The 21,460-nt window shown below is 76.2% G+C and carries 17 protein-coding genes; 8 read left to right on the top strand and 9 right to left on the bottom strand.

Annotated features, from left to right (window positions below; genetic code table 11):
* Positions 1 to 64: 64 nt before the first annotated feature.
* On the top strand, positions 65 to 1,288 hold the full coding sequence (locus NHH00_RS17245) for a glycoside hydrolase family 3 N-terminal domain-containing protein (protein ID WP_253054545.1): 1,224 nt from the start codon (positions 65 to 67) through the stop codon (positions 1,286 to 1,288).
* Positions 1,289 to 1,311: 23 nt separating this feature from the next.
* A complete protein-coding gene (locus NHH00_RS17250; RefSeq protein ID WP_253054547.1) occupies positions 1,312 to 2,364 on the top strand; it encodes a LacI family DNA-binding transcriptional regulator in 1,053 nt (350 codons plus the stop codon).
* A gap of 26 nt (positions 2,365 to 2,390) precedes the next feature.
* On the opposite strand, the gene NHH00_RS17255 is transcribed toward NHH00_RS17250, so the two are convergent.
* The 4 genes from NHH00_RS17255 to NHH00_RS17270 all read right to left on the bottom strand — a co-directional run bounded on the left by NHH00_RS17255 (position 2,391) and on the right by NHH00_RS17270 (position 6,856).
* Positions 2,391 to 2,669 (bottom strand): hypothetical protein, encoded by a 279-nt coding sequence (locus NHH00_RS17255; RefSeq protein WP_253054549.1) that lies wholly within the window; start codon positions 2,667 to 2,669, stop codon positions 2,391 to 2,393.
* Positions 2,670 to 2,694: 25 nt separating this feature from the next.
* The gene (locus NHH00_RS17260) at positions 2,695 to 3,993 is read right to left on the bottom strand and encodes an inorganic phosphate transporter (protein ID WP_253054551.1); all 1,299 of its coding nucleotides are present in this window, start codon (positions 3,991 to 3,993) and stop codon (positions 2,695 to 2,697) included.
* 212 nt (positions 3,994 to 4,205) lie between these two features.
* Entirely contained in the window at positions 4,206 to 5,939 is a 1,734-nt protein-coding gene (locus NHH00_RS17265; RefSeq protein ID WP_253054553.1) for a hypothetical protein, read from the bottom strand.
* A 14-nt stretch (positions 5,940 to 5,953) separates the two neighbouring features.
* A complete protein-coding gene (locus NHH00_RS17270) occupies positions 5,954 to 6,856 on the bottom strand; it encodes an NUDIX hydrolase (RefSeq protein WP_253054555.1) in 903 nt (300 codons plus the stop codon).
* Positions 6,857 to 6,953: 97 nt separating this feature from the next.
* Between NHH00_RS17270 and NHH00_RS17275 the strand changes: the two genes are divergently transcribed.
* From NHH00_RS17275 to NHH00_RS17285, 3 genes are all read left to right on the top strand, one after another.
* Positions 6,954 to 8,030, top strand: coding sequence for an SPFH domain-containing protein (locus NHH00_RS17275; RefSeq protein WP_253054557.1), 1,077 nt, complete (start codon positions 6,954 to 6,956; stop codon positions 8,028 to 8,030).
* 2 nt (positions 8,031 to 8,032) lie between these two features.
* Entirely contained in the window at positions 8,033 to 8,950 is a 918-nt protein-coding gene (locus NHH00_RS17280) for a hypothetical protein (protein ID WP_253054559.1), read from the top strand.
* A 151-nt stretch (positions 8,951 to 9,101) separates the two neighbouring features.
* Positions 9,102 to 9,746: a zinc ribbon domain-containing protein gene (locus NHH00_RS17285; protein WP_253054561.1), complete on the top strand. Its 645-nt coding sequence runs from the start codon at positions 9,102 to 9,104 to the stop codon at positions 9,744 to 9,746.
* A 47-nt stretch (positions 9,747 to 9,793) separates the two neighbouring features.
* Here NHH00_RS17285 and NHH00_RS17290 read toward each other — a convergent pair whose 3' ends face one another.
* Positions 9,794 to 10,804, bottom strand: coding sequence for a hypothetical protein (locus NHH00_RS17290; RefSeq protein ID WP_253054563.1), 1,011 nt, complete (start codon positions 10,802 to 10,804; stop codon positions 9,794 to 9,796).
* Positions 10,805 to 10,821: 17 nt separating this feature from the next.
* Positions 10,822 to 13,188 carry a S9 family peptidase gene (locus tag NHH00_RS17295; RefSeq protein ID WP_253054565.1) on the bottom strand — a complete coding sequence of 789 codons (2,367 nt, stop codon included), beginning with the start codon at positions 13,186 to 13,188 and terminating at the stop codon, positions 10,822 to 10,824.
* Between the two features lie 73 nt (positions 13,189 to 13,261).
* On the opposite strand from NHH00_RS17295, the gene NHH00_RS17300 reads away from it, so the two are divergent.
* Positions 13,262 to 14,098 (top strand): MerR family transcriptional regulator, encoded by an 837-nt coding sequence (locus NHH00_RS17300; protein WP_253054567.1) that lies wholly within the window; start codon positions 13,262 to 13,264, stop codon positions 14,096 to 14,098.
* A gap of 4 nt (positions 14,099 to 14,102) precedes the next feature.
* On the opposite strand, the gene NHH00_RS17305 is transcribed toward NHH00_RS17300, so the two are convergent.
* Entirely contained in the window at positions 14,103 to 15,572 is a 1,470-nt protein-coding gene (locus NHH00_RS17305) for a DUF1254 domain-containing protein (RefSeq protein ID WP_253054569.1), read from the bottom strand.
* A 141-nt stretch (positions 15,573 to 15,713) separates the two neighbouring features.
* Here NHH00_RS17305 and NHH00_RS17310 point away from each other — a divergent pair, with 141 nt between their 5' ends.
* Positions 15,714 to 16,649 (top strand): transglutaminase-like domain-containing protein, encoded by a 936-nt coding sequence (locus tag NHH00_RS17310; RefSeq protein WP_253054571.1) that lies wholly within the window; start codon positions 15,714 to 15,716, stop codon positions 16,647 to 16,649.
* Between the two features lie 52 nt (positions 16,650 to 16,701).
* On the opposite strand, the gene NHH00_RS17315 is transcribed toward NHH00_RS17310, so the two are convergent.
* The gene (locus NHH00_RS17315; protein WP_253054573.1) at positions 16,702 to 18,429 is read right to left on the bottom strand and encodes an outer membrane protein assembly factor BamB family protein; all 1,728 of its coding nucleotides are present in this window, start codon (positions 18,427 to 18,429) and stop codon (positions 16,702 to 16,704) included.
* Positions 18,430 to 18,450: 21 nt separating this feature from the next.
* Positions 18,451 to 20,295, bottom strand: coding sequence for an outer membrane protein assembly factor BamB family protein (locus tag NHH00_RS21155; protein ID WP_253054575.1), 1,845 nt, complete (start codon positions 20,293 to 20,295; stop codon positions 18,451 to 18,453).
* 167 nt (positions 20,296 to 20,462) lie between these two features.
* Here NHH00_RS21155 and NHH00_RS21160 point away from each other — a divergent pair, with 167 nt between their 5' ends.
* On the top strand, positions 20,463 to 21,449 hold the full coding sequence (locus NHH00_RS21160) for a GGDEF domain-containing protein (RefSeq protein ID WP_253054576.1): 987 nt from the start codon (positions 20,463 to 20,465) through the stop codon (positions 21,447 to 21,449).
* Positions 21,450 to 21,460 lie beyond the last annotated feature (11 nt).

Consider the following 21,460-nt stretch of genomic DNA (forward strand, 5'->3'; position numbering starts at 1 on the left):
CATCATGTCGCGCCGCACCAGGTTCCGCCCGTCGAACGCGGTCGGGCTACGGTGGCCGCTGGAGGTGCCGCCCTTGACCCCCCGTGCCCGGACCACCTGGATCGTCGTCGCCGTCGTCGCCACGCTCGCCGCCGTCTCGGCGGTCGCGTGGTACCTCACCCGTCCGGGCCCCGCCCCGGTCCCGTCACCGTCGGGCGCGCCGAGCGCCTCGCCCGAGCCGTCGCCGTCGGCCACTCCCCCGACGCCGTCCACCCCGCCCGAGGACCCGCTGGCCGGGTGGACGCTCGAGCAGAAGGTCGGGCAGCTCTTCATGGTCGGCGTCGACGTGAGCGATCCGCAGCAGGTGAGCTACGACGCGGTGTCGCAGTTCCACGTCGGCAACGTGTTCCTCGCCGGGCGGTCGCAGGCGGGCACCGGTCCGACGGCCGACCTCGTCGCCGGCTTCACGGCGCTCGTCTCGCCGGAGACGACGAACGGCACCCCGCTGTTCGTCGCGACGGACCAGGAGGGCGGCTACGTGCAGGTGCTGCGCGGACCCGGGTTCTCGCAGATCCCCACGGCCACGGACCAGGCGACGCTCGACCCCGCGACGCTGCAGGCGGACGCGACGACGTGGGGCGGCGAGCTCGCGGCGGCCGGCGTGAACCTCAACCTCGCGCCGGTGATGGACCTCGTGCCCGAGGGCACGGCTGCGCAGAACCCGCCGATCGGGTACTTCCAGCGGAACTACGGGTCCACGCCGGACGCGGTGACGGCCCACGCGAACGCCTTCAGCGCCGGCATGGAGGCGTCCGGGGTGGACGTGACGATCAAGCACTTCCCGGGGCTGGGCCGCGTTACCGAGAACACGGACACCGACGCGGGCGTCACGGACGACGTGACGACCCGCGACGACCCGTCCGTCGCCGTCTTCGCCTCGGGGATCGAGGCGGGCGCCGCGTTCGTCATGACGTCCACCGCCGTCTACGCGCAGATCGACGGCTCGTTGCCCGCGGCGTTCTCGCCCGTCGTCGTCGACGGGATGCTCCGCGGCGACCTCGGGTTCGACGGCGTCGTCATCACCGACGACGTCTCCGCGGCCCAGCAGGTGCAGGCGTGGTCGCCCGCCGAGCGCGCCGTCCTGACGATCGACGCGGGCGGCGACATGGTGCTCGCGTCCGCCGACCCGAGCGTCGTTCAGCCCATGGTCGCGGCCGTCGTCGAGCGCGCGACGACCGACGCGGCGTTCGCCGCGAAGGTCGACGCAGCGGTGCTCCGCGTGCTCGCCGCGAAGGAGCGTCTGCGCTGAGCCCGGGCGGTATAACTGACGCCATGGCTGCCCGTCGCCCCTCGCCCCGCCCGACGCTCGAGGCCGTCGCGGCCGTCGCCGGCGTCTCCCGCGCCACCGTGTCCCGCGTCATCAACGGGGTGCCGACGGTCGACCCGGCGATCGTCGAGGTCGTCGAGAAGGCGATCGACGAGACGGGCTACGTCCCCAACCTCGCGGCGCGCACCCTCGTGACGCGACGCACCGGGTCGGTCGCGCTCGTCGTCTCCGAGCCGACGGAGCGGCGGCACACCAGCCCCTTCCTGGAGCGCCTGTTCACCGACCCCTACATCGGCCGGGTCACCGCCGGCGCGCAGCAGGTGCTCCGGCCGCGCGACATCCATCTCGCGATCCTGCCCGCCGACCCGCCCGCGCACGACCAGGTCGTGCGCTACGTGCGCCAGGGCCACGTCGACGGTGTCCTGCTCATCACGTCGAGCTCCGGCGACCCGCTGCCCGCGCGGTTCGCCGCGCTGTCCGTGCCGGTCGTGCTCTCGACGCACCTCGACGGGGCCGACGAGTCGGCCGGCGTGAGCTGGGTCGACCTCGACCAGGCCGCGGGCGGCCGCCTCGCGGCCGAGCACCTGGTGGCCCGCGGCCGGACGCGCCTGGCGACCGTCGCCGGGCCCACCGACGTCCCCTTCGCACGCGCCCGGCTGGAGGGCTTCCTCGACGCGGTGCGGGCCGCCGGTCTCCCCGAGCCGTTCGTCGTCGAGGGCGACTTCACGCGCGCGGGCGGCGAGGCGGCCGCGCGCGAGCTCCTCGCCGCACGCCCCGACGTCGACGGCGTGTTCGGCGCGAGCGACCTCATGGCCGACGGCGCGTCCACGGTCCTGCAGGAGGCCGGCCGGCGCGTCCCGGAGGACGTCGCGGTCGTCGGGTTCGACGACTCCACGGTCGCGCACCAGGCGCACCCCCCGCTCACGACGGTGCGTCAGCCCGTCGAGGAGATGGCGGCCGAGATGGCGCGCCTCCTGCTCGCGGCGATCGACGCCCCGGAGACCGAGCCTCGCTCGGTCCTGTTCGACCCGACCCTCGTGGTGCGCGACTCCGCCTGACCCCGCCTCGCGGGGGGTGAGCCGGGTCAGTGGCCGCCGCTCGCGATGAACGCGATGCCCGCCGCGATCGCGACGACGACGACGGCGAAGCACACGAGCGCGCCCGCCCGGCGACCGCGGGTGGCGCGCTCGACGCGCACGGTCCGGCCGTCGGACGTGAAGCGGCCGTCAGGGGTGCCGACCTCCACGGGCACGGCGCGGCCGGCGGCGAGCCGGACCCCGAGCGCGAAGAGGGCGGGCAGGCCCGCGCCGACGACGAGGCCGGCGACGACGACCTTGAGCAGCGAGTCGATCTCGACGAACACGGTTCTCTCCTCCGGGCTGCCGGGGTCAGACGCTCGCGCGCTGGCGCGCGGCGGCCGGGGTCACGGTGGGTGCGCCCGCGGCGGGCACGGGCGACGCGGCCTGCGGCTCGGCGTCGGCGAACGGGTCGGCCGCGTCGAGGCGGCGCTCCAGCGCGGCCTCGCGCGCCTCGACGACCTCGGCCTCGAGCCCGGCGTCCACCGTGCCCTCCTCCCAGGCGTCGTTGACGTTGTTGTGGTCCACGGGCTTGCGGCGCGACGCGACCCAGATGGCGACGGACGTCGCGACGAGGATCGCGAACACGACGACCGTCCCGGCCGCGCCGCCGATCCCGTGCTGGATGCCGTAGCAGGCCGCGCCGACGAGGCCGGCGGCCGGGAGCGTCAGGCCCCACGCGGCGAGCATGCGGCCCGCGACGCCCCAGCGGACCGTGGCGCCCGGCATCCCGACGCCCGAGCCGAGGATCGAGCCGGTCGCGACGTGCGTCGTCGAGAGCGAGTACCCGAACAGGCCGGACATGAGGATCACGGCCGCGGACGACGTCTCGGCGGCCATGCCCTGACGCGTGTCGATCTCGACGAGGCCCTTGCCGAGCGTGCGGATGATGCGCCAGCCGCCCAGGTACGTGCCGAGCGCCATGAAGGACGCGCAGGCGAGGATCACCCAGAACGGGACGCCCGAGTCCGCCGGGACGGCGCCCGCCGCGATGAGCGCGAGCAGGATGATGCCCATCGACTTCTGCGCGTCGTTGGTGCCGTGCGCGAGCGAGACGAGCGAGGCCGAGCCGACCTGGCCCCAGCGGAACGCCCGGGTCGAGACGTCCTCGGGGACGTCGCGCGTGAGGCGCGCGACGGCCCACGTCCCGACGCTCGCGACGCCGACCGCGACGAGCGGGGCGAGCAGCGCGGGGACGAGCACCTTGGCGGCGACACCGCTCCAGATGACGCCCTGCGTGCCGACGGCCGCGAGCACCGAGCCGACGACGCCGCCGATCAGCGCGTGCGACGAGCTCGACGGGATGCCGAGCAGCCAGGTCAGCAGGTTCCAGGTGATGCCGCCCACGAGCCCTGCGAGGACGACCTCGAGGGTGATGACGTCGGCGTCGACCAGACCCTTCGCGATGGTCGCCGCGACCGCCAGGGAGAGGAACGCTCCGACCATGTTGAGGACGGCGGAGAGGGCGACGGCGGTCTTGGGCTTGAGGGCCTTGGTGGCGATGGAGGTGGCCATCGCGTTGCCCGTGTCGTGGAAGCCGTTGGTGAAGTCGAAGGCCAGTGCGGTCACGACGACGAGCACCAGCAGGAGCGTCTCGGTCACGTCGTCCATGGTGGGGTCATCCCCGGAGCGCGCTCGACCATCCTGTGGATTCTTCCGCCACTGTTCACCGACAGTTCATCCGGCGTTCGAAGCCGGTGTTCGAACGCCGGACGAGGCCTGGCCGGGCAGGGCCGGACGGCCCGCGGGAACGGGCGCCCCGGCCCTGGTGAGGACGACCCGCGGGGTGCCGCACAGGGCGACGCACGGCGACGGCCGGGACGTCAGGCGACGGTCGGCGCGCCCAGGTCGGCGAGGGCGTCGTCGAGGTCGTCGACGACGGTCGCGACCGCCTCGCGCTGCGTCCGGGCGCGCTCCGCCTCCGCCGCGACGGCGGTGCGCGCCTCGGCCAGCTCGGCGTCGAACCGCTCGGCGCTCGCCTGCGCGGCGGCACGCTGGTCCCGCGCGCGCTGCTCGCCCGAGAACCACTGCCACGCCGCGACCACGGCCGCGACGACGGTCACCGCGTACCAGGCCGGCGCGACCACGATCCCGAGCACGAGCGTCACCACCGCGAGCGCCCCGACCCCGCCGACGACGCCCCACGACACCCCGTCGACGGGGCGCGCGAGGAGCTCTGCCCGTGCCGTCGCGGCGGGCGACGCGCCGTCGTCGGCCGGCGTGACGGTGACGGTCCGGCCCGCGAGGCGCAGCACGCGCGACGGCGCCGGGGACGCCGCGAGCTCGGAGGCCCGCGCGTGGCTCGCGACGCGCAAGTCGTCGACGAGCAGCGGTGCCGCGATCGCCGCGAGCCCCGGGTCGGTGCCGCGCGCGTCGTCCACGAGCAGGTCGACGAGCGTCCCCGCGGACGCGTCCCACTCCGGGCCGTCGTCCTCGGGCGCGCGGCCCACGCGGTCGGCCAGGAGCTCCGCCCGCTCGAGGAGGCCGCGCTCCACGGGCGCGCCCTCGTTCACGAGCGACCCGACGACCCGCAGCAGCGCCGCGCCGGGGGCGGGTGCGCCGCTCGGCGCCGCAGTCATGCCGGAGGTGGTGCCCGACGGCGCCCCGAGCGCGAGCGGCCCGGGCGCCGGCGACGGCAGCGCGACCTCCCCCGCCACGACGGCCCGCGACCACGCGGTCCAGGATCGCAGCAGCGGCAGGGCGTCGGGCGCCGCGGTGCGGCGACGCGTCCCGGACCCGTCGGCCGCGGCGGCCTCGGGCGATCCCCAGTCGTCCGCGCTCCCGGGGAGCGCGGGCGCGGCCTCGAGGAGCCGGGCGCGCCAGCGGGCGTGCGCGTCGTCGTCGAGCAGGGCCACGCGGTCGGCGAGCGCCGCGCGGACGACCGCGACGCCGTCGTCCCCGAGGTGCCCCGCGGCCGCCGCGCACCACAGCGCCCGCTCGGAGACCGACACGAGGACCTCGTCCGGCCGCTCGCCGGGGCGCTCCGGTGCCGCCTCCGGCTCCCCGTCGGCGCTGCCCCAGCCGCTCTCGGGGAGGACGGGGGCGTCGAGCACCCAGGGCGTCCACTCGCGCGCGAGGCCGGGCTGCCCGACGAGCGCGCACACCGCGACGAGGTACGTCGCGGCCCGACGGCGGTCGCGCAGGAGCGCCTCCTGCGCCGCCTCGGGGTCGAGCCGACCCGCGGGCAGCTCGGCGACGGCGAGCGCCGCGGGGACGAGCCAGTAGCCGGGAACGTCGGCGAGGTCGGGCGACCGGCGCAGGTGCGACACGTCGCCCTCGCCCGCCACGACCGCGCGCGTCAGGGCGCGCGCCGCGTCCCGGGCGCGTCGGGCGGGCGTGAACAGCGCGAGCTCCTCGCGCACCTCGCCGAGCTCGATGAGCGCGTTGACGAGGCGCGTGAGCACCTCGACCCGACTGGACAGGTCGCCCTCCAGCGAGCGCAGGCGCCGGTTGAGCGACGCCTCGCGCGACCGCGCCATCGCGGCCTGCGCGGCGAGCTCGTCCGAGAGGGCCTGCATGTTGCCCTGGTCGCTGCGCCAGTAGCTGTACGTCGACATGCGCGCGAGCGTACTCAGCCGCGCGCCGCTGTCGAGGGGGAGTTCTCCCCCGGGTGCCCCGCCGCTGAGCGTCGCGGACGCATGAGCGGCGGATCGAGGACGGCGGGCACGCTCGCGGGCGCGAGGTCCGGGTCCGCTGCCGAACCCGGGGTCGCTCCCCACGCGGGGCCGGTCGTGGGGAGGGACCCCGGGTTCGGCGCGGCGCGGTAGAGGGTCGCGGGGCGGCCGGTGCCGCCTGAGGTCGTGCGGCCGGTGTCCTGGAGGAAGCCCGGGGTGGTCGTGGCCTTGCGCGAGAAGTTGCGCGGGTCGAGCCGCACGCCCCAGACCGCCTCGTAGACGCGCCGCAGGTCGGCGACCGTGAACTCGGGCGGACAGAACGCCGTCGCGAGCGCCGAGTACTCGAGCTTGGCGCGGGCCCGTTCGACGCCGTCGGCGAGGATCCGCGCGTGGTCGAACGCGAGCCCGGTGCCCGACGGCGCCCGGTCGCCCGACGCCGTCGACCCGGCCGGGGCCTGCGCGAGCAGGGGCGCGACGGGGTGCCAGGCCGCTCCCCCGGCGTCGGACCCGGCGCGCACGACACCGAACTCGGGGGCGAGCAGGAGGTAGGCGACGGAGAGGACCGGCCCGCGCGGGTCGCGGTGGAGCGGCCCGTAGGTGCGGAGCTGCTCCAGGTGGCCGGGCGGGCGGACGCCGGTCTCCTCCGCGAGCTCGCGCCGGGCCGCCCCGGCGAGCCCCTCCTCCGGCAGCACGAACCCGCCCGGGAGCGCGAGCGCGCCGCGGAACGGCTCGATGCCGCGCTCGACGAGCAGCACGTGCAGGGCGTCGTCGCGGACCGTGAGCGCGACGACGTCGACCGTGACGGGCAGCAGCGCGGCGGTCGGCGGGACGCCGGGGGTCGGGCTGACGGACGGGGTCATGCGGCCATCGTCGCACATTAGCGTCAGGTTGACGAGAACAATCGGAGAGGTCTAGCGTCCTTATCGTCAGAACGACGAGAAAGAGATGGAGACGACCATGGCGACTATCCGCACCTACCCGTGGACCCGGCACTTCCTCGGCAGCCCCACCGGGCACGTCGTGCACCTGCGCCGCGGGCGCGTCGCGCACGAGGGCGTGGGTCAGGCGTTCTGGTTCCGGCCGACGACGTCGGTCCTCTCGGAGGTCCCCGTCGACGACCAGGAGCTGCCCGTCTTCTTCCACGCCGTGACCGCCGACCACCAGGACGTCACCGTCCAGGCCGGGGTCACCTACCGGTTCACCGACCCCGTGACCGTCTCGCAGCGCCTCGACTTCGCCGTCGACCCGGGCAGCGGCGAGACGAGCACCGCGGGCCGGGACCAGGTGACCAGCATCGTCGGCCGGCTCGCGCAGAGCCGCGCCGCCGACGCGCTCGCGGCGATGCCCCTCGCCGACGCCCTCACGGCCGGCGTGCCGCGCGTGCGCGACGTCCTCACCGACGCGCTGACCACCGACCCGCGCCTCACCGCGACCGGGATCGTGGTCATCGGCGTCCAGGTGCTCGCCGTCCGCCCCGAGAAGGACGTCGAGCGCGCGCTCCAGACGCCGGCGCGCGAGCGCGTGCAGGCCGAGGCCGACCGCGCGACGTACGAGCGCCGGGCCCTCGCCGTCGAGCGCGAGCGTGCGATCGCCGAGAACGAGCTCGCGAGCACGATCGAGCTCGCGACCCGCCGCGAGCGCCTCGTCGCCCAGGAGGGCGCGAACGCCCGGCGCGAGGCGGAGGAGAAGGCCGCCGCCGCGCTGGTCGACGCCCGCGCGACCGCCGAGCGCGCTCGGCTCGCGACCGACGCGCAGGCCGAGCAGGTGCGCGTCGTCGGCGCGGCCGAGGCCGCCGCCGAGCAGGCCCGCATGGACGTCTGGGCGAGCGCAGGCCCGGGCACGCTCCTCGCTCTCGCGGTCCGCGAGGCGGCCGGCGCGCTCCCCGACGTCCAGAACCTCACCGTCACGCCCGACCTCCTGACGGGTGTGCTGGGCTCGCTGCTGGGCGGCGCGCTCGGTGGGCCCGACGGCGGACCGGACGGCGGGCGGTCGGGGACGGCCGCGGGCGCCGGGACCACGGGGAAGGCGGCCTGACGGTGCTGCGGCGACGCGCCGTCGTCGTGCACCGGCGCACGGAGCTCGACGACCTGCTGGACCGGCACGGGACCCGTGGTCAGGCGGAGTTCTTCCTCCGCTCGCGCGGTCGGTCGCTCGCCGAGGTCCAGGCGCGGCACGACGCGCTCGCGGCGGCGCGCGACGCCGTCGTGACCGCCCTCCCGGCGGGCTGGGCGCGTGCGGACGTCGAGCGCGCCGACCTGTCGCGGTTCCTCCTCGCGCCGGAGGACGTCGTGGTCGTCGTGGGGCAGGACGGCCTCGTCGCGAACGTCGCGAAGTACCTGCGCGGGCAGCCCGTGCTGGGCGTGGACCCCGAGCCCGGGGTGAACCCCGGGGTGCTCGTGCGGCACTCGGTGGGGGCCGCCGCGGCCCTCCTCCGCGGTCTCGGTGACGACGCCCCCGCGGGCGCGCCCGACCCCACGGCGGTCCTGCCCGTCGACGCGCTCACCATGGTCCGTGCCGACCTCGACGACGGGCAGCACCTCACGGCGCTCAACGAGGTGTTCGTCGGGCACGCGAGCCACCAGAGCGCGCGCTACACGCTGTGGTGCGCGGCGGGCGAGGAGCGGCAGTCGTCGTCGGGCGTGCTCGTCGCGACCGGCACCGGCGCGACGGGCTGGTGGGCGTCGCTCGCGCACGACCGCGGCGGCCGCCAGGCCCCGGGGCGCACCGAGCACCGGCTCGGCTGGTTCGTGCGCGAGGCGTGGCCCTCGCCGGCGACGGGCGTCACGCTCACGGAGGGCGTCGTGGAGGAGGGTGCGGACGTCGCGCTCACCGTCGCGTCGGACCGGCTCGTCGTGTTCGGCGACGGTGTGGAGGACGACCGGCTCGTCGCCTCCTGGGGCCAGACCGTGACGGTCCGCACCGCGGACTCGCCCCTGCGGCTCGTCCGCCCCTGACCGCCGGGTGCCCGATTTCACCCGGGTGATCCGTCCGGGCGGCGAGGGTCCGTGGGTAGCATCGCTGCGGTCATGGGATCCCCATGACGCACCCCTCCCGCGGGCGTGGCCTGCGGGGACGCCGACCCCCGAGCCTGCCGAGGTCCCTGCCATGAGCGCGCCCATCGCCTTCACCGACAACGTCCGCGACCTGTCGAACGCGGGCGGCTACCAGTTCGAGTTCCGGTGCGAGCGGTGCGGCAACGGGTACCGGTCCGCGTACCAGGCGGACCTCGTCGCCAAGGGCAGCAGCCTCGTCCAGGCGGCGGGCCGGTTCTTCGGCGGCAAGGTGGCCGACCTGTCGTACGCGGCGGGTTCGTGGGCCGCCGACCGGCAGACCAACTCGTCCGCGAAGGACAAGGCGCTCGACGCCGCCGTCGGCGAGGTGCGCGACGCCTTCCGCCAGTGCCACGGCTGCGGCGACTGGATGTGCCACGAGGTCTGCTGGAACGACGCCGTCGGGCAGTGCGTGCGCTGCTCGCCCCAGCAGGCGGAGGAGCTCGCCCAGCTCCAGGCCGAGGCGCGCCGCTACCAGCTCCAGGAGCAGCTCCGGACGACGGACCTGGTCGGCGGCGCGGACCTGCGGACGCCGGTCGTCACGCAGTGCCCGTCGTGCTCGGCCAAGGTCGGAGGCGGCAAGTTCTGCCCCGAGTGCGGCGAGCGCCTCGCGCAGGTCGCCGCGTGCCGCGAGTGCGGCACGCAGAACGCCGCGGGCGCGCGGTTCTGCGCCGAGTGCGGCAGCCCGCAGGCCGTCTGACCGCGGGCCGCCTCCACGCATACCACCCGGACCGCCGGGCGGCGGACTCAGAGGTCCGGAGGCGTCCCGCCCGACCGGCCCCGACGCGCCGCCTGACGAGCCTCCCGCGCCTCGCGGGCCTCACGGTCCCGGCGCGCGCGGAGCACGGCCTCGCGCCGCTCGCCGATCTCGTCGCTCGTCAGGCTCGTCAGGTGGTCCTCCGCACCGCGCGCCGCCGCCCGCTCCGCCTCGACGCGGGCCCGGTGCTCGGCCGACTGCGGGCGCGTGCGCACGACGCGCGGGTCGAGCCGGTACTCGTCGCCGTGCCGCTCGAGTCGGCGCCGCGCCGCCAGGCGTGCGCGCTCGCGGTGGAACCGCCACGTCCAGGCCCGGCGGAGCGCGACGACGGACCAGAGCGCGAACGGGACCGCGGCCACGACGAGCCCGACCCGCCAGCCGGACGGCAGCGCCGTCGACGCCCCGGTGCTCGCGAGCACCCAGGCGATCCCTGCGGGGACCGCGGGCCAGAACTCGCGGAAGTCGAGGTTCCAGCCGCACGCGTAGAAGCGCATGAGGGTGTCCGTGAGCCGCGTGCGCCGCTGCGGCTGGAGCGACATCGCGACCGGACCCGGCACGGGCGGGCCGAGGGTCGTGCCGGGCGCGACGTGGCTCGTGAACGACAGCCGGTCGCCGCGGTACGCGGGCCGCAGCGCCCGCCCGGCATACACGAAGGACAACGCGGCGAGCGGCCAGATCGCGCACGACAGGTACCACGCGACCGGCCCCGCGAGCACCACGACGATGGGCGCGACCACGGCGAGCCGGCCCAGCACGGCGCCGGGCGAGGCCACGAGCTCGGCCCACGGCTCCTGGTCCGCGGGCGGCTCGAACAGCCCGTACGCCGCGACCGCGAGGTACAGGCCCAGGACGAACAGCCCGATCGTCGTCCACACGAGCCCGATCGCGAGGTAGCCGACCGGGCGCAGCAGCAGCGCCGCCGTCGCCGGGGGCGTCGCGTCGCGCGCGGACCGCGGGTCGGGCGTCGGGCCGCTCACCGGACCGGTCGCCTGTTCGGTCACCGTGTCGTCACCGGCGCTCACCGCCCCGCGAGCCCGAGCACGTCGAGCACCCACGCGTCCTCGTACGCGACCTCGCGCCACCCCTCGTACCGGCCCGAGACGCCGCCGTGCCCGGCGTGCATCTCGATCTTCAGCAGCGCGGGCGCACCGGCGGCGCGCAGGCGCGCGACCCACTTGGCCGGCTCGACGTAGAGCACGCGCGTGTCGTGGAACGACGTCACGGCGAGGATCCGCGGGTAGTGGGCCGCGTCGTCGGGCACGTTCTCGTACGGCGTGTAGGTGCGCATGTACCGGTAGACCTCGGGGTCGTGCAGGGGGTCGCCCCACTCGTCCCACTCGACGACGGTCAGCGGCAGGGACGGGTCGAGGATCGACGTGAGCGCGTCGACGAACGGGACCTGCGCGAGCACGCCCGCGAACAGCTCGGGCGCGAGGTTGGTCACCGCGCCCATGAGCAGCCCGCCCGCGGAGCCGCCCTGCGCCACGAGGCGCTCGGGGCTCGTCCAGCCCGCGTCGACCAGGTGGCGCGCGACCGCGACGAAGTCGGTGAACGTGTTCCGCTTGGCGAGCGTCTTGCCGTCGTCGTACCAGCGGCGCCCCATCTCGCCGCCGCCGCGCACGTGCGCGACCGCGAACACGACGCCGCGGTCCAGCAGCGACAGGCGCGAGATCGAGAACCCCGGGTCGATGCTGATCTCGTACGACCCGTACCCGTAGAGCAGGAGCGGCGCGGGCTCGGCGCCCGTGCCCGTCGCGTCGAGCCCGACGGCGTCGCGCCGCCACACGAGCGAGACCGGCACCTGCGTCCCGTCCTCGGCCGTGGCCCACTCGCGGCGCTGCACGTAGTCCGCGGCGTCGTACCCGCCGAGCACGGGCTGCTGCTTGAGCAGCGTGAGCTCGTCGGTCTCGACGCGCAGGTCGTACACGGTCGACGGCGTGACGAAGCTCGCGTAGGACAGGCGCACGTTCGGCTGGTCCCACTCGGGGTTGCCCGCGAGCGCGGCGGTGTACAGCGGCTCGTCGAACGCGACCTCGCGCACGTGCCAGTGGTCGCCCGAGGGTGCCGGGGTGTCGCCCGTGCGGATCGGGGTCGGCAGGCCCGCCGGGCGCGGCGGCTCGGCCGACGCGAGGTCGATCACCCCGACCCGCGACAGCGCGTCGCGACGGTAGGAGACGACGAGGTGCGAGGCGAAGGCGTCGACCCCCTCCAGCCGGGTCTCGGGGTCGTGCGGCACGACGACGGTCGCCTCGCCCGGCCCTCCCGGGGACGTGCCGCCGTCGGGCACGCCGGTCACGACGAGCTCGAAGTTCTCCGCGCCGTCGTTGTGCAGCACGAGCAGCACGTCCCGCCGCTCCCCCGCCGAACCCGACGTCGCTGTCGTCCTCCCGGCCTCTCCGGCACTTTCCTCGTGCTCGACCGCGGGGAACCACGTGCTCGGCAGGACGGCGTGCTCGACGGTGTACTCGACGCCCTCGCGGCGCGGCCACACGACGCGCGGCTCGGCGGTCGGGTCGGCGGCGTCGATCAGCCAGGTCTCCGACGTGATCTTCGAGCCGACGTCGATCTGCACGAACCGCTGCGAGCGCGAGACGCCCACGCCGACCCAGTAGCGCTCGTCGGGCTCCTCGAAGACGACGACGTCCTGCGTCGCCGGGGTGCCCACCTCGTGGCGCCACACGCGCCAGGGCCGCCACGCGTCGTCCACCGTCGGGTAGAACACGAACCGCCCGTCCGGGGAGAAGACGGCGCCCGGGAACGTGCCGGGGACCTCGTCCACGAGGTCCGTACCCGTGTCGAGGTCGCGGATGCGCAGCGTGTACCGCTCGTCGCCGACGACGTCGACCGCGTACGCGAGCCGCGTGCCGTCGACCGACACGTCGAACGACCCGAGCGAGAAGAAGTCGTGCCCCTCGGCCTCGACGTTGTCGTCGAGCAGCACCTGCTCGCCCGGCACGGGCACGCCCGGCTCCAGCACGGGCGGCACCCAGGACGACGGCGCGTCGCTGCCGAGGCTCGCGTCGATCGGCGCGCGCGCCCGGATCGGGTACTGCGAGCCCTCCACCGTCCGCGCGTAGTACCAGTGCGTGCCCTGCCGCACGGGCACGGACAGGTCCGTCTCGAGCGTGCGCGCCTTGATCTCCTCGAAGATCCGCTCGCGCAGCGGCTCGAGGTGCGCGAGCCGCGCCTCGGTGTACGCGTTCTCGGCCTCCAGGTGGGCGACGACCTCGGGCGACTCCTTGTCCCGCAGCCACTCGTAGTCGTCCTCCACGGTCTCCCCGTGGTGCGTGCGCGGCGCGGGGCGGCGGGGCGCGACGGGCGCTGCCGGCTCCTCCCGCTCCGCGGGGGTCGGCGGCGTGGCGGTCTGCGTGAGGTCGTCAGGCATCTGGCCAGGGTAGTGCCGCCCGACGGCGCCCGGCCGCCGTGGCGCGTCCCGCACCGGTCGTTACGCTCGACGCGTGACGCAGGAGCAGGGGGCCCGCCCGACGTCGGAGACGCTCACGAGCGGCGAGATGGTGCGCGCGTCGGGGCTGTCCATCAAGGCGCTGCGGCTCTACGACGCGAACGGGCTCCTCGTCCCCGCGCGCGTCGACCCCCGCACGGGGTACCGCGCCTACGCGCCCGAGCAGGTCGAGCGGGGGCGCGCCCTGGCGCTGCTGCGCCGGCTCGACGTGCCGCTCGCGCGCGTCCCCGAGGTGCTCGACGCCGACCCGCGCGACGTGCGCGACGTCCTCCTCGGGTGGTGGGACGAGCAGCAGCGGGCGCTCGCGGAGCAGCGCGCGACCGCCGAGGAGCTCGCCCGCCGGCTCGCCGCGCGACGCGGTGAGGCCGAGGTCCGGTGGCGCGACGTCCCGGCGTGCACGGTCGCCACGATCACGTCGTCCACGACCCAGGCCGACCTCGTCCCGACCTTCAGCGCCGACCTGCTGACGATCCGGGCGCACCTCGCCGCCGCGGGCGCCGAGGCGGGCGCCGCGCACTGGGTGATCTACCACTCGCCCGTCGGCCGCGACGTCCCCGGTCGCGTCGAGGCGTGCGTCCCGTACCGGGGGCCGGTCGTCCCCGTCGGGCCGGTCGTGCTCCGCGAGGACCCGGCCCGCACGGAGGCGTACGTCGAGGTCCCCTCGCGCGACTGCCGGTTCCCGCAGATCGTCGGGTACCTCGACGCGCTGCGCGTCGCGACCGGCCAGGCGCACGCCCCGTCCCGCGAGGTCTACGCCGTCCCGTGGTCCGACGAGCCGGACGCCGTCGTCGCGGAGGTCGCGCTCGCCGTCGGGCCCGGCCCCGCGCGCTGACCCGTCAGTCCTCGACGAGCTCCAGGTCTCCGGGGAGCCAGGTGCGGTCGAACCACGGCTCGAGCGGCCCGTACAGGCGCAGCATGGGGAACCACGACCTGCCCGGGACCGTCTCGACCCAGTTGCTCTCGCGCCCCGCGGGCGGCTCGGGCCCGAACCACAGCACGGTGCTCCCGTCGGGCTCCGTCGCGACCGTGCCGCTGAGGCTCATGACGCTGGGGTACGGGTTCGCGGTCTGGAGGAGCGACCGGGTCTGCGTGTCGTAGAGGTCCACCGACCAGAAGTTCTTCGCGGGCGGGTTCGGCGGCAGCACGAGCCGGTACGTGCGGGCCCCGTCGAGGATCCGGCCCTGCGCGTCGTGGGCGGTGTACGCGTAGGCGGACCCGGCCCCGACCTGGGCGTGCGCCATGGCGGGGGTGATGACCGTCGCGAAGAAGTGGAACTGCGTGCGCGCGTCCAGCAGGCGCGCACCGTCGGCGAGGAACTCGTAGGAGCCACCGAGGAACGCCTGGAGCCAGCTCGACCCGGGCGCGATCCGCGCCTCCGGGTCGCGGGGCGAGTACACGAGCGCACGGCTGATCGCCGCGCCGGCCCGCGCGGCGGTGTCGAGCGTCGCGCGCAGCTCCGGGCTCGGGGCGAACGGGCGGCCGGGCACGATGCCCACGGCGCGCAGCAGGCCCGCGCGCTCCGGGTCGAGCGCGCTCGTCGGCTCCTCCGCGACGATCTCGGCGACCTCGTCGAAGAACGAGGCGTCGTTGGCGTGCACCGTGTTGACGCGCGACCCGGCGATGTTGACGAACTCGGTCGGCGCAGGGTCCGCAGCGTCGGCGAGCGGGTAGATCCGCGTCTCCTTCATGGCCGGCACGCCACCCAGCGCGCGCAGCACGACCCAGTTGGTGAACGTGGGCGTCCGGTAGACGAAGTAGCCGTCCGGCACGTCGCCGTCGTAGCCGGGCGGGAGGAACAGGTACCGCCCGCCCTCGCCGCGGTCCGGGCCCGCGATACCCATGTCGGCCACGTAGCGGAACCAGAAGTCGTCGACGACGCACAGCGACTGCTTCGGCGGCTCGATGACGAGCGGTCCCGTCTCGCGCAGGTCGACGAAGAGCGACCCGTACGTCGTCTCCGTGTTCGGCGTGAGGAAGATGCCGCCCGAGTCCGCCCGCGGGTCGGTGTAGCCGACCTGGTTCGACCGCAGGAGCCCGAGGCTGCGGAACCCGCGCCGCATCGCCACGAGCGACGCGCCGGGCATCGCGCTGAGGAACGCCTCCACGCCGCGCAGGAAGTCCAGCGACCCGTAGAGCCGCTCGACGGACTCCGGGGTCGGCACCCCGTCGACCAGCTCGAACCGCCCCAGCGGGGTGTCCACCGGCGACGGCGTGCTCACGGCGGCGACCGCCGCAGCCAGCGCGTCGGCCCCCGCGCTCGTCGCCGTGCTCGTCCCGGTGCTGGTCTCGGTGCTCGCGTCGGGCATGGCCCAGGCCCCTTCGTCGGTCGGTGCACGGCACGCACGCTCGACGCCGAGCGGCTGCGCCGACCGTAGGCCCGGGGCCACCCCACCGCCACCGGGAACACGGCTTGACCCTGCCCCTGGGGCGGACCCGAGGCTCGCGGCATGGACGTCTCGCGCTACGCCACCCACAGCCCCTGCTCCGACCCCCGCCACCACGCGCCGCTCCTCGCGGCCGTGGCGCCCGACCCGGCGAGCCTGCACGCGGCCGTGACGAACGCCGTCGTGCACTACCGCGCCGGGGCGACCGCCGCCACGCCGGACCAGCTCGACGACGTCGACCGGCGCTGGACGGCGTCGATCCTCGACGCGGTCGTGGAACGCTCGCCCGGCCCCCTCGACGCGCCGCGCCCCTCCGAGCGTCAGGTCGGGGGATGCTGCCGCGACCACTCCCTCCTCGCCGTCGCCGTCCTCCGCGAGCACGGCGTCCCGGCCCGGACGCGCCTCGGGTTCGCGGACTACCTCGGCACGGACGGGTTCCACCACGACCACGTCGTCGTGGAACGGCACGACGGCGCGCGCTGGGTGCGCTCCGACCCGGAGCTCGGGCCCGACGACGTCGCGTTCGACCCGTTCGACCTGCCGACCGGCGAGGGGTCGCCCTTCGAGACCGCCGCGGAGGTCTGGACGGCGTACCGCGCCGGACGCCGCGACCTCGCCGACCACGGCGCCGGTCCCGACCTGCCCTGGCTGACCGGGCCCGGGTTCGTCCAGCGGTACGTGCTCGCCGACCTCGCGCACCGGCAGCGGCACGAGCTCCTGCTGTGGGACGTGTGGGGGGCTGCCGCCCTGCCCGGCGCCGCCCCGGACGAGCGCGCCGTGGCGCTCACGGACCGGGTCGCCGACCTCACGCTCCAGGCCGACGCGGGCGACCGGACCGCCGAGGCGGCGCTCACCGTGCTCTGGGCGACGGACGACCGCCTGCGGCCCGGTCGCTACGTCACGACCTGGTCGCCCACCGGCCGGCTCGGCTGGACCGACCTGGTCGCGCGCCGGACCGGCTGGGCCGCCGTCCCGCGCGACGCTGCGCTCGTCGGGTGAGCCCCGCGGGTGAGCCCGGTGGGCAGGTCCCGCCTGCCAAGCCGGGTGCGGCTCAGCCCAGCAGCGCGACCGTCCGGCCGTCCCAGCGCAGGAGTCGACCCTGGGCCGGAACGAACGACGCCCACTCGCCCTCGAGGTCCTGCTCCCAGACGACCGAGCCCGACGACAGCTCGAGCGCGACCACGCGCGGGTGGGTGCCGGTGGACGGGTCGACGAGCACCAGGATCGCGCACCGCCCGTCCGTGAAGGCCTGCGTCACCATCGCCGACCGGCCCTCGTCGCCCCCGAGGTCGTCGAGGAACCGCGACCAGGTCTGCTCGCCCGAGAGCGCGTCGAGCGCCAGGACGGTGCTCGCCGTGCCGACGACGGCCGTGCCCTCCGCGAGCACGTAGACGGCCTCCGGGACGCGCGCGCCGTCGTACGTCCACAGGCGCGCGCCCTCGTCGTCGTACGCGCGCAGGTCGATCCCGTCGCGCACGAGGAGCACGCCGGGCGCCGGGTCGTCGGTCGCCTGCGGGTCGAGCACCTCGCCCGGGGCGTCGAGGACGGGCACCCCGGCCCCGTCCAGCACCCGGTCGGGTCGCAACGCCCCGGTCGTGCCCTGCCGGTCGGCGTCCACGAGGAACCGCCCGCCCGCGAGCGGGACGGCGCCGTCGGTCGGCAGGTCCGGGTCGTCCAGGCGCTCGCCGTCGGGGAGGAACGACGCCGCGACGCCACAGCCGCCGACGTCGACCAGGGTCTCCGTCGCGACGAGCGTGAGCCGGTCCGGGTCGATCTCCTCGCCGCCCGTCTCCGGGTCCCACGTGGTGCACGACCACGGCACGTCCTGGAACGGGAGCTCGCTCCGCCAGCGCACGTCGCCGGTCAGGGCGTCCTCGACCGTCACGACGACGTCGCGCCCCGCGACGCCGTCGACCGACTCCCCGGCGCCCGGGTCGACCGCGACGGGCGGCCCGCTCGGCTCGCCCGGCTCCCCGACGCGCTCGGCCCGGACCAGCCCGCCGTCGGGCCCCGGCACGAGCACCGCGCCGCCCACCTCGACGTCGCGCTCCCCCACGACCTGACCCGCCGCGCCGAGCACCGTCACGTGCGCCGGCGGGACGTCCGCGCCCGGCTCGGGCTGCGACCGCGTCCCGGGGTCGTACCAGAACGGCCCGACCCCGGATCCCGCGACGCACACCACCTCGCGCGACGCCACGCCGGGCAGCTCCCACGGGCTCCAGGACCCGCACACGGCCTCGTCGCCGCCGAGCGGGGCCCGCCACGCCTCGGCGCCGCTGTCCAGGTCCAGCGCGACGGCCTCGTCGCCCTCCACCGTCACGAGCAGACCCGGCAGGAACCCGACGCCGCGGTCCGTCGCGGCCGACGCCGTCCACCTCTCGGTCGGGGCGGCGTCGAGGGGCCGCACCGCCCCGCGCGCGACCTCGAGCCGCTCCTGCGCGTCACGGCTCGTCACCGTGTCGACGACGAGCATCCCGCCCACGAGCACCACCACGACACCGGTCACCACGGCGGCGGCGACCCAGCGCGCTCGCCGGCGGTCCCCGCGCGGCTCGCGCGGATGAGGGGGCGGCCCCTCGACGTCCACCCCGTCCGGGCCGTCGCCGGCGGCCACCGTCGCGTCGTGCGCCCCGAGGCCGGGAGGGGTGTCGCGAGGGAGCGCACCGAGCAGCACGGGGTGCGGCGCGTCGAGGAGGTCGGGGTCGACGTCGATCCCGGCCGACTCGACGAGCTCGAACGTGCGGCGGTCGTCACCGCCGTCTCGTCGTCGGAGCGGCACGAGCCCAGCGTAGGACGGGCGTCAACCGAGCCGCGTGATCTCCGTCTCGCTCATCCGCAGGAGCCGACCCTGGAGCGGCGCGACCCAGGAGCCCCCGTCGTGACCGGTGGTCTGCGCCGTCCACGCGACGCCACCGTCGGCGAGGTCGAGCGCGATCAGGGACGTCGTCCCCGCCTCCCAGTCGGAGACGGCGAGGATCGCCCGGGACCCGTCCGTGTAGGCCACCTCGGCCGACCAGCCCGCCCCGATCTCCAGCCCCGCGATCAGCTCCTCGCGGTCGAGCGACCAGCGTTCGCCGCCCGTCGTGAGGTCGATGCCCGCCAGGGCGCCGTCCCCGTACCCGTGGGCGACGACGAGCGTCCCACCCGCGGCGACGAGCACCGCGTCCGGGGTGCTCTGCTCGGACGTGCGCCAGAGCTCGGTGCCCTCGGCGTCGAACGCGACGAGGTCCAGGCCGTCCCGCACGAAGGTCGGCACCGGGCGCCCGTCGGTCGACGGCGGCGAGAGGACGCTGCCCGGCGGCTCCCAGCGCACCGACCCGTCCGCCCCGAGAATCGCGGGCGCGGACGTCGGCTCGGTCCCGCTCGACGGGCCCCAGCCGTAGTCGTTGCCGGTCGGGTCGCGGGAGTAGGTGCCGTCGACGAGCGCGACGACCCCGTCGACGGGGTTGTCGGGCTCGTCCAGACGCGTGCCGTCGTGCGTGAACCACGACGTGACGCCGCAGCCCTCGACGCGCACCAGGCGCGTCTCGACCGCCGTCCACAGGTTCTCCAGGTCGGCGCGGACCGTCTCGTCGCCGTCGGCCTCGCTCCACACCGTGCACTGCCCGGACCCTGCGACGAAGGGGAGCTCCGCCTCCCAGCGCAGGTCCCCCGTGAGCGCGTCCTCGACCTGGACGACGGCGGGGCGTCCCTCCGGGATCTCGTTCGGCATCCCCGTCAGGTCGTCCACCTCGACCACGGCGCCCTCGCCGGCCGGGACCTCGCCCACGCGCTCGGCACGGACGATCGACCCGTCCGGCCCCGGGGTCAGGAGCGCGCCGTCCGTGCTCGCGTCACGTTGACCCAGCACCTCGCCGTCGTCGTCGACCACCGTGATCGTCCAGGTCGTCGCGACGACGCGGCCGGTCATGGGATCGACCTCCCGCGGCCCGTCGCGGACGATCCCTCCCGAGGGCTCGGGGACGGGCGCTACGCACACGAGCGTGTCGTCCGGCTCCCCGGACGGCGAGAGCCAGTAGAGCCAGCTGCCGCACGTCGCGTCCTTCCCGACGTCGACCCGCCAGCGCTCCTCGCCGCTGTCGAGCGAGACCGCGACCGCCTCCCCGTCCTCCACCGTCACCATGCTGTCGGGCAGCAGCGCGAGACCACCCGTGAGCCCCACGTCGGCGGTCCACTGCTCCCGGGGGGCGTCGGGCAGCGGCTCGACGCCGCCCGGTGCGGCGCGCAGGCGGTCGAGACCGGCCCGGCCGTGCCACGCGTCGACCGCGAGCATCCCGCCGAGCACGAGCGCGACCCCGGCGGCGACCGCCCCGACCATGGCGGGGCGCCGCCCGCGGCGGGGCGCCCTCGGACCGTCCGGGCCGTCCCCCGCGAGACGGGGCTCCTCCCCGTCGGGCGCGTCCTCGGCGTCCTGGTCGCGGGCGTCGGGTCCGAGGGCGGCTGCGTCGAGGTCGACCGGCCGCGCGACGCCCGACCGCACGGCGCCCGGCCAGGTCGCACCCGCGGCGCCACCCCGCGGCGCCTGTCCGGGGCCCGTCGCGGAACCCCATGCCGGCGCGTCGTCCTCGAGGTCCGCGTCCGCGTCCGCAGACTCGACCAGCTCGAAGGTCAGTCGGTCCCGGGCGTCACGGCGTCGGAGCGGCACACCGTCCAGCCTAGGGGACCTCGCGGTCGCTCCATCCTCGGGACTCGCACCACGCCCGCGCCGCTCCGGTGACGCCCGACGACCGGCGCGTGACGCCGTCGTGAACTCTCGACGAACACTCGTGCTCGTCCCGGCCGCGACCGTCGCGGCGCCGCCACACTGCCCCTGTGCACGACGAACTCACCGAGCTGGCTCAGCACACCGCGATGCGCCCGCCGGCGCGCGCGAGCGGCGCCGTCGCGGACCTCGCGCGGCCGGTCCTGTCGGTCGGCTCCGCCATGCCGGTCGGGCAGCTCGAGGTCGTGTTCCGCGACCCCGACGTCGCGTGCGTCGTCGTGCACGACGACGCGGTCCCCCCGCCCGGTGCTCCGGCCCCGCGCACGGGGGTCGTGGTGCGCGCGAGCCTCGTCGCCGCGCTCACCGGCCGGCTCGGCTACGGCCGCGCGGTCCTGGAGCGTCGGCCGGTCGCGAGCGTCACGGACTGGGCGCCGCTCGTCGTCGCGCCGACGGCGGCCGTCACGGAGGTCGCGACGCTCGCCATGTCCCGGCCGGACGACCACCGGTACGACGACGTCCTCGTCCGCGGCGGCCACTGGGCGAGCGTCGGCGCGGCCGAGCTCGTTCGCTCGCTCGTCGGCACGCTCGCGGAGCGGTCCACGCACGACCCGCTCACGGGACTGCTCTCGCGCCGCAGCACGTGGCACTCGCTCACCCGTCGCTGCCGGCTGGTCGCGCACGGCGGCACGCGCGTCGTGCTGCTCCTGCTCGACGTCCGCGACATGGCCGGGATCAACGCCGTCCACGGGCAGGACGCCGGGGACGCCGTCCTCGCGGGGGTCGGGCGGAGCCTGCGGTCGTGGCTCCCCGGGGGCTGCGAGGCGGGCCGCGTCGACGGCGACCGGTTCGCCGTGCTCGCGACGCTGCCCGCGATGGGCGACGTCGAGGCCGCCGCGAGCGCCGAGGCCCTGCGCCACGAGGTGCTCGCCCGGCTCGGCGCACCGGACGGCCCGGCCCGCCCGACGTTCCGCACCTCGCTCACGTGGTCCGTCGCCGGAGCGGCGGACGCCGACGAGCTCGTGCGCGAGGGCGAGGCCCGCCTCGCGAACACCCCCACCCCGCCGAACACGACATGGGTGCCGTTATCCGTCGGATAACGGCACCCATG

The organism is Cellulosimicrobium cellulans, assembly GCF_024124905.1.
Lineage (GTDB): Bacteria > Actinomycetota > Actinomycetes > Actinomycetales > Cellulomonadaceae > Cellulosimicrobium > Cellulosimicrobium cellulans_G.

Coding starts and splice junctions, on each gene's coding strand:
- NHH00_RS17260 (WP_253054551.1), bottom strand. CDS start 3,993: ATGGACGACGTGACCGAGACGCTCCTGCTGGTGCTCGTCGTCGTGACC.
- NHH00_RS17295 (WP_253054565.1), bottom strand. CDS start 13,188: ATGCCTGACGACCTCACGCAGACCGCCACGCCGCCGACCCCCGCGGAG.
- NHH00_RS17275 (WP_253054557.1), top strand. CDS start 6,954: ATGGCGACTATCCGCACCTACCCGTGGACCCGGCACTTCCTCGGCAGC.
- NHH00_RS17305 (WP_253054569.1), bottom strand. CDS start 15,572: ATGCCCGACGCGAGCACCGAGACCAGCACCGGGACGAGCACGGCGACG.
- NHH00_RS17285 (WP_253054561.1), top strand. CDS start 9,102: ATGAGCGCGCCCATCGCCTTCACCGACAACGTCCGCGACCTGTCGAAC.
- NHH00_RS17265 (WP_253054553.1), bottom strand. CDS start 5,939: ATGTCGACGTACAGCTACTGGCGCAGCGACCAGGGCAACATGCAGGCC.
- NHH00_RS17310 (WP_253054571.1), top strand. CDS start 15,714: ATGGACGTCTCGCGCTACGCCACCCACAGCCCCTGCTCCGACCCCCGC.
- NHH00_RS17270 (WP_253054555.1), bottom strand. CDS start 6,856: ATGACCCCGTCCGTCAGCCCGACCCCCGGCGTCCCGCCGACCGCCGCG.
- NHH00_RS17250 (WP_253054547.1), top strand. CDS start 1,312: ATGGCTGCCCGTCGCCCCTCGCCCCGCCCGACGCTCGAGGCCGTCGCG.